The 13,792-nt window shown below is 37.3% G+C and carries 13 protein-coding genes and 1 pseudogene; all 14 read left to right on the top strand.

Annotation, left to right across the window (positions count from 1 at the left end; genetic code table 11):
* Positions 1-308 (top strand): annotated as a pseudogene (locus tag NC799_RS16390) (IS3 family transposase); the annotation flags it as partial.
* Positions 305-1,363, top strand: a complete 1,059-nt coding sequence (locus NC799_RS16385; protein WP_272447521.1) for an IS3 family transposase — start codon at positions 305-307, stop codon at positions 1,361-1,363. The pseudogene NC799_RS16390 and the gene NC799_RS16385, both read left to right, overlap by 4 nt.
* A 654-nt stretch (positions 1,364-2,017) precedes the next feature.
* A complete protein-coding gene (locus tag NC799_RS16380; protein WP_272447520.1) occupies positions 2,018-2,332 on the top strand; it encodes an ArsR/SmtB family transcription factor in 315 nt (104 codons plus the stop codon).
* 84 nt (positions 2,333-2,416) lie between these two features.
* A complete protein-coding gene (locus NC799_RS16375; RefSeq protein WP_272447519.1) occupies positions 2,417-2,845 on the top strand; it encodes a DMT family transporter in 429 nt (142 codons plus the stop codon).
* An 11-nt stretch (positions 2,846-2,856) separates the two neighbouring features.
* Positions 2,857-3,321, top strand: a complete 465-nt coding sequence (locus tag NC799_RS16370; protein ID WP_272447518.1) for a DMT family transporter — start codon at positions 2,857-2,859, stop codon at positions 3,319-3,321.
* 573 nt (positions 3,322-3,894) lie between these two features.
* Positions 3,895-4,056 carry a hypothetical protein gene (locus NC799_RS16365; RefSeq protein WP_272447517.1) on the top strand — a complete coding sequence of 54 codons (162 nt, stop codon included), beginning with the start codon at positions 3,895-3,897 and terminating at the stop codon, positions 4,054-4,056.
* Complete coding sequence (locus NC799_RS16360) at positions 4,049-4,363, top strand: type II toxin-antitoxin system PemK/MazF family toxin (protein ID WP_272447516.1); 315 nt, start codon at positions 4,049-4,051, stop codon at positions 4,361-4,363. The genes NC799_RS16365 and NC799_RS16360 overlap by 8 nt, the downstream gene beginning before the upstream one ends.
* Positions 4,364-4,657: 294 nt before the next feature.
* Positions 4,658-5,059, top strand: a complete 402-nt coding sequence (locus NC799_RS16355; RefSeq protein ID WP_272447515.1) for a nucleotidyltransferase substrate binding protein — start codon at positions 4,658-4,660, stop codon at positions 5,057-5,059.
* Position 5,060: 1 nt separating this feature from the next.
* Positions 5,061-5,381, top strand: a complete 321-nt coding sequence (locus NC799_RS16350; RefSeq protein ID WP_272447514.1) for a nucleotidyltransferase family protein — start codon at positions 5,061-5,063, stop codon at positions 5,379-5,381.
* A 457-nt stretch (positions 5,382-5,838) separates the two neighbouring features.
* Positions 5,839-7,149 (top strand): Nramp family divalent metal transporter, encoded by a 1,311-nt coding sequence (locus NC799_RS16345; protein ID WP_417006701.1) that lies wholly within the window; start codon positions 5,839-5,841, stop codon positions 7,147-7,149.
* Positions 7,150-7,377: 228 nt separating this feature from the next.
* Positions 7,378-7,698 (top strand): ArsR/SmtB family transcription factor, encoded by a 321-nt coding sequence (locus tag NC799_RS16340; protein WP_272447512.1) that lies wholly within the window; start codon positions 7,378-7,380, stop codon positions 7,696-7,698.
* A gap of 72 nt (positions 7,699-7,770) precedes the next feature.
* Positions 7,771-9,903 (top strand): heavy metal translocating P-type ATPase, encoded by a 2,133-nt coding sequence (locus NC799_RS16335; RefSeq protein ID WP_272447511.1) that lies wholly within the window; start codon positions 7,771-7,773, stop codon positions 9,901-9,903.
* 1,106 nt (positions 9,904-11,009) lie between these two features.
* Positions 11,010-13,421, top strand: coding sequence for a nitrite reductase large subunit NirB (nirB, locus tag NC799_RS16330; protein WP_272447510.1), 2,412 nt, complete (start codon positions 11,010-11,012; stop codon positions 13,419-13,421).
* Positions 13,422-13,438: 17 nt separating this feature from the next.
* The gene (gene nirD / locus NC799_RS16325) at positions 13,439-13,762 is read left to right on the top strand and encodes a nitrite reductase small subunit NirD (protein ID WP_272447509.1); all 324 of its coding nucleotides are present in this window, start codon (positions 13,439-13,441) and stop codon (positions 13,760-13,762) included.
* Positions 13,763-13,792: the final 30 nt, after the last annotated feature.

The following is a 13,792-nucleotide window of genomic DNA, read 5'->3' as shown; positions in this document are numbered from 1 at the left end:
GCCAAGATAAGTTTTTAATCGTGATGGAGACGTTCGCGATGAATGAGTTGGAGCTTTCCGATTATTGTCGTAAGAAAGGTCTGTATCGTGAACAGATTGAAGTATGGAAAAGTGTATGCCTTCAGGCAAATGGTCAGGTATTCGATCAAGCAAAGCAATTGAATAGTACATTGAAGGAGGAACAGAAGCGTGCCAAGCAATTAGAAAAAGATCTACAAAAGAAAGAAAAGGCACTAGCGGAAGCTGCGGCATTACTACTTTTGCGAAAAAAGGCCCAAGCGATTTGGGGGGACGAAGAGGAAGAATGATTAGCCCGTCAAATCGCGCATTAGCTGTAGAACTCATCCAAGAAGCGAATCAAAGCGGTGCGCGGTTAGCGAAGGCTTGCGAGGAACTTCATATCAGCGTTCGAACATACGAGCGCTGGGTGGCAAAGGGTAATGTGAAGGTCGATCAGCGTTCACATGCGATAAGACCAGTCCCGAAAAATAAATTATCTGAGGAAGAAAGAGAGGAAATACTGACGGTTGTCAAACAAGAAGAATACACCGATTTACCGCCGACACAAATTGTACCAAAACTTGCGGATAAAGGGACTTACATTGCCTCAGAATCCACATTTTATCGTGTATTACGTGAAGAAAAGATGCAACATCATCGAGGACGTAGTCAAAAGCTAACACGAAGAATACCAGAAAGTCATCTCGCTACCGCACCCAATCAGGTGTGGACATGGGATATTACCTGGCTTGGAGGACCAGCGAAAGGATTATATTATCGACTCTATTTATTTCTCGACTTGTTTAGTAGAAAAGTAGTCGGCTGGGAAGTATGGGAAACAGAAGAGGCAAAATACGCCGAAACACTCGTGAAAAAGGCAGTCATCAGCGAAAAAATCCAAGGTGCACCACTCGTGTTGCATTCAGATAATGGTAGCCCGATGAAAGCCGCGACATTCCTAGGTTTACTGGAGAAATTGGGTATTCAAAGCTCGTTTTCAAGACCACGTGTGAGTAATGATAATCCTTACTCAGAAGCGATGTTTCGGACACTCAAATATCGGCCAGATTTCCCACACAAAGGTTTTTCATCACTCGAGGAAGCGAGACAATGGGCACAGCATTTTGTCCATTGGTACAACCAGATTCATTTGCATAGTGGGCTGAATTTTGTAACGCCTGTACAGTGTCATACGGGAGAACACGTAGCCATATTGGAAAAGCGAAAAGACGTATACGAAGCAGCTAAGGTAAAGCATCCAGAGCGTTGGGCACGAGATACAAGAAATTGGACACCGAATGAACAAGTAGCGCTTAATCCAATGCGAGATGAGGGGCAAACCAAAGCATGGAGGAAACCATAATATCCCCCATTTTCCTGGTGGTTTGAATCGAAAGCACGTTTTTCCTTTCGATTCAAACCACCAGCTCAGCAAGCGCAGCGCGGTAGCTTTGACTGAACTCGGGGATTCATCAAATCTATCAAAATACTAAAGTAATTAAATGCGACAACTATATTGACAAACACCGCTAGGGAATTAATAAAATTACCTAGGTACTTATTTTAAGTTCTTAGGTGCTTTTGAAGCGAAGAGAATATTTTATTTTAAAGACCTATATATTTAGTTTCAGATTAAATAGACAAATGATATAAAAAGTTAAATTCCCTAAAAACATGCCCCCGAAGTCCTATTTTCTCCATTCAATCGCTATGCTTAACCGTTGTACTAACCCGCTTCCTTTTTGGTTTCCAATAACTGTTTGCATAGTTTCCACTATTCCATTAAGTTCTTCATAAATTCTTCTTAAAATTACTTGCAAACATAGTATCTTTTTCTAATTAATTACTTGAAGAGTATATACGAGTTCACCGTTAGTTAAGTAAGCTATTTCATATTTAATGAAATACAAATACCCTATACTTTTAAAAAAACTTATCACTTGATATATAGATATAGCTAATACACTTAATTACTGCTAATTGACATATCGAAAAAAGTCGATATATAATATGAACTATGGAACCAATCGATGTATTTAAGGCGTTATCAAATAAAACTAGGCTTAACATTTTACAGTGGCTGAAGGAACCAGAGAAGCATTTTCCTAAACAAGGCGCTCACCTGCCAAAGGAGGTAAGTTATAAAGGGGGAGTATGTGTAGGAGACATTCAAGAAAAAGCCGAGGTTTCTCAATCTACGGTATCTCACTACTTAAATATGATGCAGAAAGCTGGTCTTCTTGAATCTGTTCGTTATGGTCAGTGGACGTACTATCGAAGAAACGAAGAAGCCATTCGTCAGTTTGCTGAATTTCTTAAAACAGAAATCTGAGCTGGTTGATTTCTGTTTTTTTTATAAAATAATATATCGATTATTCTAGATATCTAAAAATAAAGAACTGGAGGGATTCATTTAATGCGTTACATCTCATATATATTAGCGTTATTAGGAGGGGCAGCGCTTAGTTTTGAAGGAGCTATTTACGGTGAATTAGGGAAAACGATAGGGAAGCTCGAAACAAGTTTTTATAACTTCTTTGTAGGTTCAATAATCCTCGGATTATTATGGCTATTCTTTGGAAAAGGTAAGCTTTCCTATGCCGTTAAAGCACCTAAATGGACTCTACTTGGTGGTGTCTTGGGGGTTGTATATTTAACATCTATTGTGATTAGTGTTCCATTTGTTGGTGTCGGAATAACTATGGTCGCAGTAATTATTGGTCAATTAGTAATGAGTATGGTAATTGAACATTATGGTTGGCTTGGAAGCAAGAGGTCTAGAATTAATAAAGAAAAGATATTAGCTGTAATTTCAATGATTATAGCACTCGTTTTAGTTTACTAGGGGGTCCAAAAATGGGTATATTAATGATTCTATTCACCTTTTTAGGTGGTATCACATTAAGCGCACAATCGGCTATTAATGGTACATTCAGTCGTAAAGCAGGAACAATCGAAACAACACTTTTAACTTTTCTAACTGGAACAATGTTTCTAGCAATTATTATTCTTTTTTTGGGTAATGGAAATGTGCTTGCTATTCTGGAAGTACCTAAATGGCAGCTAAGCGCAGTATTTTTAGGTGTATTATTTTTACTTTTTATTATTGCCGCAGTTCCTAAAATTGGGGTTATTGCAACCAATATTACTGTTATCATTGGACAGCTTGTGATCGGCATTGTTATTGACAATTTCGGCTGGTTTAATAGTTTAGTCATTCATTTAGATATGAAACGTTCTTTTGCATTATTATTTATGATAATTGCTCTTTATTTTATCTATAAAGGAAATAAACGCGCCAGAGAAGAAATCGCTGCGTAATATAGTAAAAAAATTCAAAACGCTGCAATCCTTAAAAATAAGGTTGCAGCGTTTTTGTTAGATAGAATAACACTATTGAACGTCCCCGTTACTTAAAGTACATTATTTTACAAAGTCACCCAGTAAAGACGATCTTTGCTGCGTAGTAGTCTACTATGTATTAAACATGATGACTTCATTTATTCAATATCTATGTGAAATTATTGTTTAAGTGGGGAATAACTTCATTTTGTGAATTCTACGGGATTAATGTTAATTCCAGAGATACAAAACAATTACTCTATCAGAAAATTGCTTATCACTTTAATATAGAATTTGATGAAACCAAATTAGAATAAGAATAAAAATATCAGATGTGTGTATAAGCTGCGGAACGGTGTGACTGCTAAACTAAAGAACGGTCCAGTGCTATCGAATCTCAGCACATAGAAACAAAATATTTATTCTCGTAAAGAGTCTGTTAAAGGTTTATTCTTTTTTCCTTTTTTGTACAGTTGGCGGTTGTTTTATTATTATTTAATTCTAATGTATAATTGATTTAAATAAATTATTTATTTAATGAGGTGGTTATGAATGACTGCTGATGAGATAATGAAAGCAATCGAAGAAATGGATAATGGGGAACGGATCAAATTACTAAATAAGTTATTTGATAATTACTTTGACAGCAGACCTCCAAAAGAGCAAATCATAAAAGAAAAAGAAGAAATGTTTTGGAGTAAGGAAGATGAGTAAAAAAGGTAAACGTGGAGAAATATGGACTGTTGAGTTAAATGGAAAAAGAAGACCAGTTGTTATTGTAAGCAATGATAATGTAATTGTAGAATTAGATCAATTAATAGCGACAGTTACAAGTCAACATACAAGAAATGAATTTGATGTTGAGATTGAATACTGGGAAGAAGCAGGCTTAGATAAACCTTCCATCGTTAGCTGTTCTAAATTAAATACTGTACATTTTAAGGAATTACTATTTAAGATCGGAAAGTTACATGAACATGATTTAGAGAGGGTATTAACGACAATTCGAAACTATTTTTAAATTTGTGTGTATGAAGTAGAGTACGGTCGATCGGTATCTAATCTATGCACACAAATTATTAAATACTATTATTGTAAAAGATGAGACAGGGAATAAGTCCTTGTCTTTTTTTGTACAGATAAAAGGTTATTGGTTTGTTTAGTCAGTGGGAATGGAAATGATGTATAATAAGGATAAAAGGAACAGTCATTGTTAATGTTGTTTTTCAGTCTAGAAAATCTCCAATTAATATAGATTGGTTTACATTCAGGTAATAAATTATAGTAACAGGATAAAATAAATAGGAGTGAAAACATGGATGAAATGAAGGATATTCGTTGGAAACAAAGATTCGAGAACTTTGAAAAGTCTTTCAAACTCCTAGAAAAATACTCGAATAGTTCCATATCAACTGAATTGGAGCGAGCAGGTATTATCCAATTCTTTGAGACCACTTTTGAATTAGCGTGGAAAGTACTAAAGGATTATTTGGAATCAGAGGGATACATTGCAAAAAGTCCTAGAGAATCGATAAAACGAGCTTTTCAGGTGGGGTTAATTGAAGAAGGACACCTTTGGATGGATGCACTATCTAAACGGAATTTAACAAGTCATACTTATGATCAAGAGTTAGCAGAAAAGTTAGTGAAAGAAATACAAGAACAATTTCTACCTTTACTTAGAAACTTATTTGAAAAATTACTAAAGGAAAGATAATATGTTTGGACTAATTGAGAGGGACTTACATTACATAAATATTGCGTTACAGGAATTTGATGAAATTAAATATGCAGTTATTTTTGGAAGTAGAGCAATGGGCAATTACAAAAAAGGATCGGATATAGATCTTGCAATAAAGGGAAAAGGTATTACTTCAGAGACTTTATATAAGTTATCTGATTTACTAAATGAGGAATATCCATTGCCGTATTTTTTCGACCTTATTCACTATGAATCAATCTCTAATGAAAATTTAAAAGCTCATATTGATGAAGAAGGAAAAGTATTATATCAAGCTAACTCGGTACGTGAAGAATAATTGTGTGTATGAATTGGATTTCGGTCACCGGTATTGAAATTTATTGAAAGGCGTTTATGCGTAAGCATAAGCGTCCTTTTTGCATTTTTAAGCTCAAAATCATAATCGAAGGACCAAAAGAGCGAAGGGTCTAATGACAGTCTTGTTAAATAAAATGTTATAAATCAACGACTATACAGTTTTTGTTGAGCCAGCAATAGAAAAATTTATGTAGTAGTTTGGGGTGTATTATTTTTCTATTTCTCTTATGTAGTTTTGGCCAATCTCTACGTGTAATCCAATCTTCGTGAAAATCTAATCCTTCCATGTCTATTTTCGTTTTTCAATCCTTCTGTTGATGATTTCCATGAAATTTACGTGTTTCTCACCTAACTATTAGTCTTTTTGTTTCACAAATTCTTTGTTTTCGAGTATAATTTGCACTAGGGAAACATTTTTAATCATGGTAAAAACTAAGATGCGATTTAAACAAACGCGAGGTGATTTACAAGTGACTTCAAATACAGTGAAACAAAAGGCAATAGTAAAGTCGGCACAAGATGCTTTAAGTGGCCGGACAAATGGTTTTAGAAGATTACTGCCGTTCTTAGGACCTGCTTTTATTGCAGCAGTAGCTTATATTGACCCAGGCAACTTTGCAACGAATATAGCATCAGGTTCACAATACGGATATTTATTACTTTGGGTAGTATTATTTTCAAACCTAATTGCGGTGTTAATACAATCAATGTCCGCAAAACTTGGCATTGCTACAGGTAAGAACTTACCTGAATTAGCTAGAGAACAGTTCCCGAAACCTGTTTCATTTGGACTGTGGGTTCAAGGGGAATTAGTGGTAATGGCAACGGATTTAGCAGAATTTATTGGTGCAGCACTAGGATTATATTTGCTTTTTGGAATCCCGCTATTTCCGTCTGCAATAATTGCTGCTGTAGGTTCTTTTGCAATTCTTGTCTTACAAAAACGAGGGGTAAGGACTCTAGAAGCGGGAATAACTGGTCTAGTTTTTATTGTTGTGATTGCTTTTACAATTCAAGTATTTTATGCAAAACCTGAAATGGGACCACTTTTAACAGGGTTGCTCATTCCCAAATTTGATGGCGTCAATAGCATTCTCTTAGCAGCGGGTATTCTTGGAGCAACTGTCATGCCTCATGCTATATATTTACACTCTGCTTTAACTCAGCGTAGGATAGTTGGAAAGAATGACGAAGAACGGAAAAAGATTTATCAGTATGAGTTTATCGATATTGTAATTGCAATGGTTTTGGCAGGAGTAATTAATGCTAGTATGTTAATCGTCGCTGCATCTTTATTCTTTGAAAATGGCTTGGTTATTGAAGATTTGGATGTGGCATTTGATCAACTAGGAGTATTAATTGGACCTTTTGCAGCTATATTATTTGGAATTGGTCTTCTTACTGCTGGCTTATCAAGTTCAACAGTAGGAACAATGTCCGGCGATATTATTATGCAAGGGTTTATTAAAAGAAGCATTCCACTATACCTAAGACGGCTTATAACAGTTGCACCTCCATTAATTATTATTGCTATGGGAATTAATCCTACAAAGGCACTTGTAATGAGTCAAGTTGTGTTATCTTTTGGTATTGCATTTGCATTAATACCATTAGTAATTTTTACAAGTAACCGAAAGATTATGGGTAACCTTGTTAATAAACGGATCACAACAGTCACATCGTGGTTTTTGTCTTTAGTAATCATAGTGTTAAATATATTTCTGCTTTATCAATCTTTTTTCGGTTAGGTCTATATGAGAAAAGCCAGTATATCAAAGAATATACTGGCTTTTCTTTTGGGGCTGTTAATTGTATGAAACCGGAAACATTTTTACATACTTCTTCCTTCTTGGAGTTTATCCTTCTTGTTTCCAATTTCTAAGTTGTTTTGCGGTTGACATACATATTATCTATTGCTAATATGAGATTGTTAAAACAAATTAGAAATATCTAATATGTTTGATGAGGGGTGCTGCATGATAAAAGTTGATATGGATATGAAAATAAAATTTTTAAATGGCTTTTCAAATAAAGTCAGAATACAAATACTTGAGAGTATTAAAGAAGAAGAAAAAACGGTATCCGGGATCGTTGCAGGTTTAAATGTTAGTCAATCAAGTATCTCGCAGCATTTAGCATGTTTAAAAGGTTGCGGGCTTATTGTAGGAAGACAGGAAGGAAAGTACATGTATTACAGTCTTAGAAATCAACAAGTACGTGATTTATTAAGTATGTTCGATGTTGTATTTGAAGACGTGCAAAAGGATATGGCTTGTTGTGAGAATCATATCGATTGAAAGTGAAACACTGCCAAATAATAAAAGTGAATGAATCAGTTACTTAATTTCAAATGATCGGAGGAAAATAACATGGCAACAGAAGAAAAATTGGTTTCTGCAGATCGCACAACCTACTTGCTATCAGGTCTTCACTGAGCAGGTTGTGCTGCTCAGGTTGAGCAGAGAGTTTCAGAATTACCAGGCGCGATTAAAGCGACAATTAACTTTGGTGCTTCTAATTTAATTGTTGAAGGAAATGTTCCATATGAGAAGATTATTAAAGAAGCAGAAAAAGAAGGTGTAACGGCAAAACCGATGGGTGCAAAAGAAAATGATGAACCGAAATCTTTCCTTCAATCCCATAAAGACACTGTTATTACAAGCCTTTCAGCCCTTCTTTTTCTTGCAGGATTGATTTTTGGGCTCAACGGCTATGAAACTTTGGAAATTCCATTCTATACCTTTTCTATTATTATAGGTGGTTATAAAACAGGACGTAGCGCGCTATATGGACTAAAAAAATTAAATTTCGATATGAATGTTTTGATGACAATTGCCGTTGTTGGTGCCGTTGCCATTGGGGAGTGGGTAGAAGGTGCATTAGTCGTTATCTTCTTCTCCCTTAGCAATACACTATCTGTCTACACGCTTGAGAAAGCTCGTAATTCTATCAAGGCATTAATGGGTCTTGCACCAAGAGAGGCTAACGTTATTCGAAATGGCAAAGAAATGCGACTTGCTGTTGAGGAGATCCAGGTTGATGATGTTGTGGTAGTTAAACCAGGTGAGAAAATTGCTATGGATGGAGTTGTTGTTAAAGGAACATCCGCGGTTAATCAAGCAGCTATTACAGGTGAATCGATGCCTATTGAAAAAGAAATTGGCGATGAAGTCTTTGCTGGAACGATTAACCAACAAGGATCCATTCAGATTCAGGTAACTAAACGGGTGGAAGATACAACGTTGGCAAAAATTATTCACCTTGTTCAAGAAGCGCAAGGACAACGAGCCAAAAGCCAGGAGTATATCGATAAATTTGCAAGGATTTATACGCCAGTTGTGATTGCGCTAGCAGTGTTGCTTACGATTATTCCACCATTATTTTTCGGCGGGGGATGGGGCGATTGGATATATAGGGGCTTAGCTCTTCTTATTGCCGCATGTCCGTGTGCACTTATTATCTCAAGTCCTGTTTCCATTATCTCAGCAATTGGGAACTCAGCTAATAATGGTGTATTAATCAAAGGTGGTGTGTTCCTTGAGGAAGCCGGAGCCATTAAAGTGATTGCCTTTGATAAGACGGGAACATTAACTGTTGGTCGTCCTGAAGTTACAGATATCCTAGCTGTGAATGGTATGACTGAAAATGAGTTTTTAACAATTTCAGCAGCCCTAGAGAAATACTCAGAGCATCCATTAGCTACAGCAATTGTTCGGAAAGCGGAGCGTAATCAAATTACGCTACCTGAAGCAGAAGACTTCTCTGCTATTACTGGAAAAGGCGCTAAAGGACAAGTTAATGGAACTATTTATTATATTGGAAATTCTCGTCTTTTCCATGAATTAGGAACCAATTTGCATGCAGTTGAAGCGGATATTAAACGACTGCAAGAAGAAGGTAAAACTGCTATGATTTTAGGCACAAAAACTACAGTATTAGGAATTATTGCTGTTGCGGATAAGGTGCGAGAAATAAGTAAGGATGCGATTGCTCTTTTAAAGGATGCTGGAATTGATCGTACCATCATGCTTACTGGTGATAATCAGGCCACAGCCAAAGCTATAGCAGAAAAAGTTGGTGTGGATGAATTTCGGGCAGAATTACTTCCAGAGGATAAAGTAACAGCAGTAAAAGAACTTCAGAAGAAATACGGTAAAATTGCAATGGTTGGTGATGGTATTAACGACGCACCTGCACTAGCAACTTCCAACCTCGGGATTGCGATGGGTGTTGCTGGGACGGATGCAGCTCTTGAAACAGCCGATATTGCACTAATGGCCGATGATTTATCAAAGCTTCCATTTACGATTCGGTTGAGTCGTGCAACACTGCGAAATATTAAACAAAATATTTGGTTCTCAAACGGAATTAATTTTATCACAATGGTGCTAATTGTGCCGGGGGTGGCGTCCTTACTATTCGTTGCTTTAGCCGATGTATTAGCTGCCGTTCTAGTAGTGTTAAACGCAATGAGGCTCTTAAGAATCAATCCAATGAAATAAGAAGAAAAAATATACCAAATTTTTAATGAAAGTCATCATTTCCATAGATTTGCTGCACCGTACTACGATATTGCTTATTTGTATCAAATCATGGCACACTGGTATGATCATTAAACATGAGACAGGGAGTAATTCCTTGTCTTTTTTAATAGAAAAGAAAGTATAACAAGATCAAAGAACTGTCTAGATCCAGGCGCCTACCCCACCTGAAGTCTTAAGCTGGGCAAGGCGCGACTTGCGCTTTTGTTCAAAGATAAGAAAGTATAAAAAAAGCAAGATCTGTCTAATGCTGGGTCCACTTAGCCCTCATGAGTCTAAAACAATGCTTTACATGGAAAAGACCGCCATTCCGCGGTCTGTCTTACGATTTTCATGGGTGGGCAAGTGCACCCTGGGTTTTATAGGGGGATCTTAGATTCAGGATACCTTTTTGATTACCGGTTGAGCCCTGCCAGCGGTCAAACGGTAGTCAAAGAACGGTATTAGCGCCCGATTGAGCGCTGCCAGCGGTCAAACGGTAGTTAAAGAATGGTATTAACGCCCGATTGAGCCCTGCCAGCGGTCAAACGGTAGTCAAAGAACGGTATTAACGCCCGACCGAGCGCTGCCAGCGGTCAAACGGTAGTCAAAGAACGGTATTAGCGCCCGATTGAGCCCTACTAGCGGTCAAACGGTAGTCAATTGTGCTCCACTTCGTAGCCTGCCTTAGGCTGGGCACTAAGGAACACTTCTAAGAATAGACATCGCAGAAACAAGTGGTTTTCTTGTTTCGAAGGCGTGACTTGCGCTTTTGTGCAATGCCTACATTTCCTGTTAACGTTATTCGGTACTTTTCTCAAATCAAAATTACTCCTAATTTGAAAGTCTTCAAGTGTAAAAGATTGTCTAGTCTATTTCCATTTCAATCCAAATCCCATTAAATTTAATCACGCTTTCATCATTATTGTTTCATATAAACGGAATATTGCTTAATTGATTGTTCACCATTTTTAATGTGAATACGCACAAAATTTTTGATGTGAGGTTTTCTTACAAGTATTTTGAATACAGCTATTAGTTGTGATTAGATAGAGTTAATCAATAATTTTAGTTGGGGGTTAGGCTATATGCCAAAACAAAAATTAGTGTTAATTGGGAATGGAATGGCTGGAATTAGAGCTTTAGAAGAGATTTTAAAGTTAAAGCCAGATGGATTTGACATCGTTGTATTTGGAAGTGAGCCATATCCAAACTATAACAGAATTCAACTGTCCAAAGTGTTGCAAGGCGATACAACTGTCAGTGATATTACGTTAAATGAGTGGCAATGGTATGAGGATAATAACATTAGGTTATACCCTGGTGAAACAGTTACGAAGCTCGATAAGAAAAAACAAATCGTTCATACAGATAAAAATAAAGAAGAGGCATATGACTTTTTAATCATAGCAACGGGTTCAAATCCATTCATGCTACCTTTACCAGGTGCAGATTTAGAAGGAGTAACAGCATTTCGGGACATTAAAGATTGTGAGCTGATGATTGATTACTCGAAAAAGTATAAAAAAGCTGCTGTTATCGGTGGAGGGTTGCTTGGACTTGAAGCAGCTAGAGGTTTACTTAACCTTGGAATGGAAGTTGACGTTATCCATATAGCGGATTATTTAATGGAACGTCAATTAGATAGGGATGCCGGAATTCTGTTACAGAAGGAGCTAGAGAAGCAAGGAATGAATTTCTTGTTGGAGAAAAGTACAGCTCAAATTACCGGTAAAGATCACGTAACTGGTTTACTTTTTAAGGATGGCTCTAGAATTAAAGCTGACCTAGTAGTAATGGCTGTAGGAATAAAGCCAAATGTTGCATTAGCTCAAGCATCAGGAATTCCAGTAAATAGGGGCATCGTTGTTAATGATTTTATGGAAACAGAGATTCCAAATATTTTTGCTGTTGGTGAATGTGCAGAACATAGACAAATGGTTTACGGTTTAGTTGCACCGCTTTATGAACAAGGAAAGGCGTTAGCAAAGCGTATTTGTGGTGTGAATGATAAAGGGTATCATGGTTCTGTCTTATCAACTCAGTTAAAGGTTTCTGGAGTGGACGTCTTTTCGACTGGAAAAATTAATGAAGATGAAGAAACAAAATCAATCAAGATGTATGATGACTGGAATGGTGTTTACAAAAAAGTGTTAGTCGAGGAAGGAAAGATTGCCGGATCAGTTTTATTTGGCAACACAAAAGAGGGGACAAAGCTGCTAAGTTTAATCAAGAAAGGTGCAACGATTGAAGAGTATCTAGAGGCAGGTCAAACAGAGGAAACTGGAGTTGATTTTGTTGCTTCGATGCCCGATGACGAACTAATTTGTGGCTGTAACGGGGTATCAAAAGGAACGATTGTTGAGGCTATCAAAGGTCAGGGCTTAACTACTCTAGAAGAGGTTAAAGGCTGTACCAATGCTTCGAGATCTTGTGGTACGTGTAAGGCATTAGTTTCAGACCTTCTCCAATATACACTGGGTGATGAATATAGTGCTGACCAGAAGGAGACGGTTTGTGGTTGCACAACATTATCTAGGGATGAGGTTATTGCTGAAATTAAAGCAAAGGGACTTACACATGTAAGGGAAGTAATGAATGTATTAGGTTGGAAAAAAGAAGAAGGTTGTTCAAAGTGTAAGCCAGCACTTAACTACTACTTAGGAATGATTTATCCATCTGATTATGTCGATGAAAAAGAATCTCGATTTGTTAATGAACGATTACACGCGAATATCCAAAAGAATGGAACCTTTTCCGTTGTACCGAGAATGTATGGTGGCGTGACTAACTCGAGCGATTTACGAAAAATTGCTGAGGTTGCGGATAAATATGAAGTGGGCTTAATAAAGCTTACAGGTGGTCAACGGATTGATTTGCTCGGTGTTAAAAAGGAAGACTTACCGAATATATGGGCAGATTTAGACATGCCTTCTGGTCATGCGTATGCAAAAGGGTTACGAACAGTGAAAACGTGTGTTGGAGCTAACTTCTGTCGTTTCGGGACACAGGATTCAATCGGAATGGGAATAGATTTGGAGAAGAAATTTGAAGGACTTAATACACCTCATAAAGTGAAAATGGGAGTATCGGCATGTCCACGAAACTGTGCAGAGGGTGGTATTAAGGATGTTGGAGTTCTTGGTCTTGACGGTAATTGGGAAATTCACGTCGGTGGAAATGGTGGAACAGAGTTAAGAAAAGCAGATTTATTATCTAAAGTAAAAACGGAAGAAGAAGTAATTGAATGGGTTGGGGCCTTCTTACAATTATATAGAGAATCCGCAAACTATTTAGAGAGAACCTCGGCATGGGTAGAACGTGTGGGACTAGACCATGTAAAGGAAGTATTGGCTAACAAAGCTACGCGTGACGAACTAAATGAGAGAATGGATGAAACACTTGCAGCGATTCAGGAACCATGGAGTGAAGCGATTAAAAATAAAACGCTACTAAAAGAATTATACGAGAAGGTGAACGTGCCAACTGGTTCAAACTAAATACGGGGGGACTTACAATGGAACAAATGCTAAACCGAGTACCGATCGGAGCGCTTACTGATTTTCCAGAACGTCTGGGTAAAACGGTAACAGTGGGACAAAAGGAGATTGCTGTTTTTAAGCTATCAAATGGACGAATAAAAGCGATCGAAAATAAATGTCCGCATCGAGGAGGAGTGCTTGCAGATGGGATGGTTAGTGGTGAGCATGTCTTCTGTCCGATGCACGACTGGAAAATAAGTGTTGTGGACGGAAAAGTACAGGCACCTGATGAAGGGTGTGTTCAAACTTTTCGAACAGAAATTGAGGATGGTCAAGTATATATTTTAGTCAAGGATTAATGTTATAGGTGAAAAGTGGCTAATTGGGGA

It is taken from the genome of Aquibacillus salsiterrae (genome assembly GCF_028416595.1).
Classification (GTDB): Bacteria; Bacillota; Bacilli; order Bacillales; family Amphibacillaceae; genus Aquibacillus_A; species Aquibacillus_A salsiterrae.
The sequence above is the reverse complement of the archived record's forward strand: the minus strand, read 5'-3'. Positions and strand labels throughout refer to the sequence as shown.

Bases quoted from the DNA above. Each gene is read 5' to 3' on its own strand.
- NC799_RS16385 (WP_272447521.1), top strand. From the start codon at position 305: ATGATTAGCCCGTCAAATCGCGCATTAGCTGTAGAACTCATCCAAGAA.
- NC799_RS16380 (WP_272447520.1), top strand. From the start codon at position 2,018: ATGGAACCAATCGATGTATTTAAGGCGTTATCAAATAAAACTAGGCTT.
- NC799_RS16375 (WP_272447519.1), top strand. From the start codon at position 2,417: ATGCGTTACATCTCATATATATTAGCGTTATTAGGAGGGGCAGCGCTT.
- NC799_RS16370 (WP_272447518.1), top strand. From the start codon at position 2,857: ATGGGTATATTAATGATTCTATTCACCTTTTTAGGTGGTATCACATTA.
- NC799_RS16365 (WP_272447517.1), top strand. From the start codon at position 3,895: ATGACTGCTGATGAGATAATGAAAGCAATCGAAGAAATGGATAATGGG.
- NC799_RS16360 (WP_272447516.1), top strand. From the start codon at position 4,049: ATGAGTAAAAAAGGTAAACGTGGAGAAATATGGACTGTTGAGTTAAAT.
- NC799_RS16355 (WP_272447515.1), top strand. From the start codon at position 4,658: ATGGATGAAATGAAGGATATTCGTTGGAAACAAAGATTCGAGAACTTT.
- NC799_RS16350 (WP_272447514.1), top strand. From the start codon at position 5,061: ATGTTTGGACTAATTGAGAGGGACTTACATTACATAAATATTGCGTTA.
- NC799_RS16345 (WP_417006701.1), top strand. From the start codon at position 5,839: ATGCGATTTAAACAAACGCGAGGTGATTTACAAGTGACTTCAAATACA.
- NC799_RS16340 (WP_272447512.1), top strand. From the start codon at position 7,378: ATGATAAAAGTTGATATGGATATGAAAATAAAATTTTTAAATGGCTTT.
- nirB (WP_272447510.1), top strand. From the start codon at position 11,010: ATGCCAAAACAAAAATTAGTGTTAATTGGGAATGGAATGGCTGGAATT.
- nirD (WP_272447509.1), top strand. From the start codon at position 13,439: ATGGAACAAATGCTAAACCGAGTACCGATCGGAGCGCTTACTGATTTT.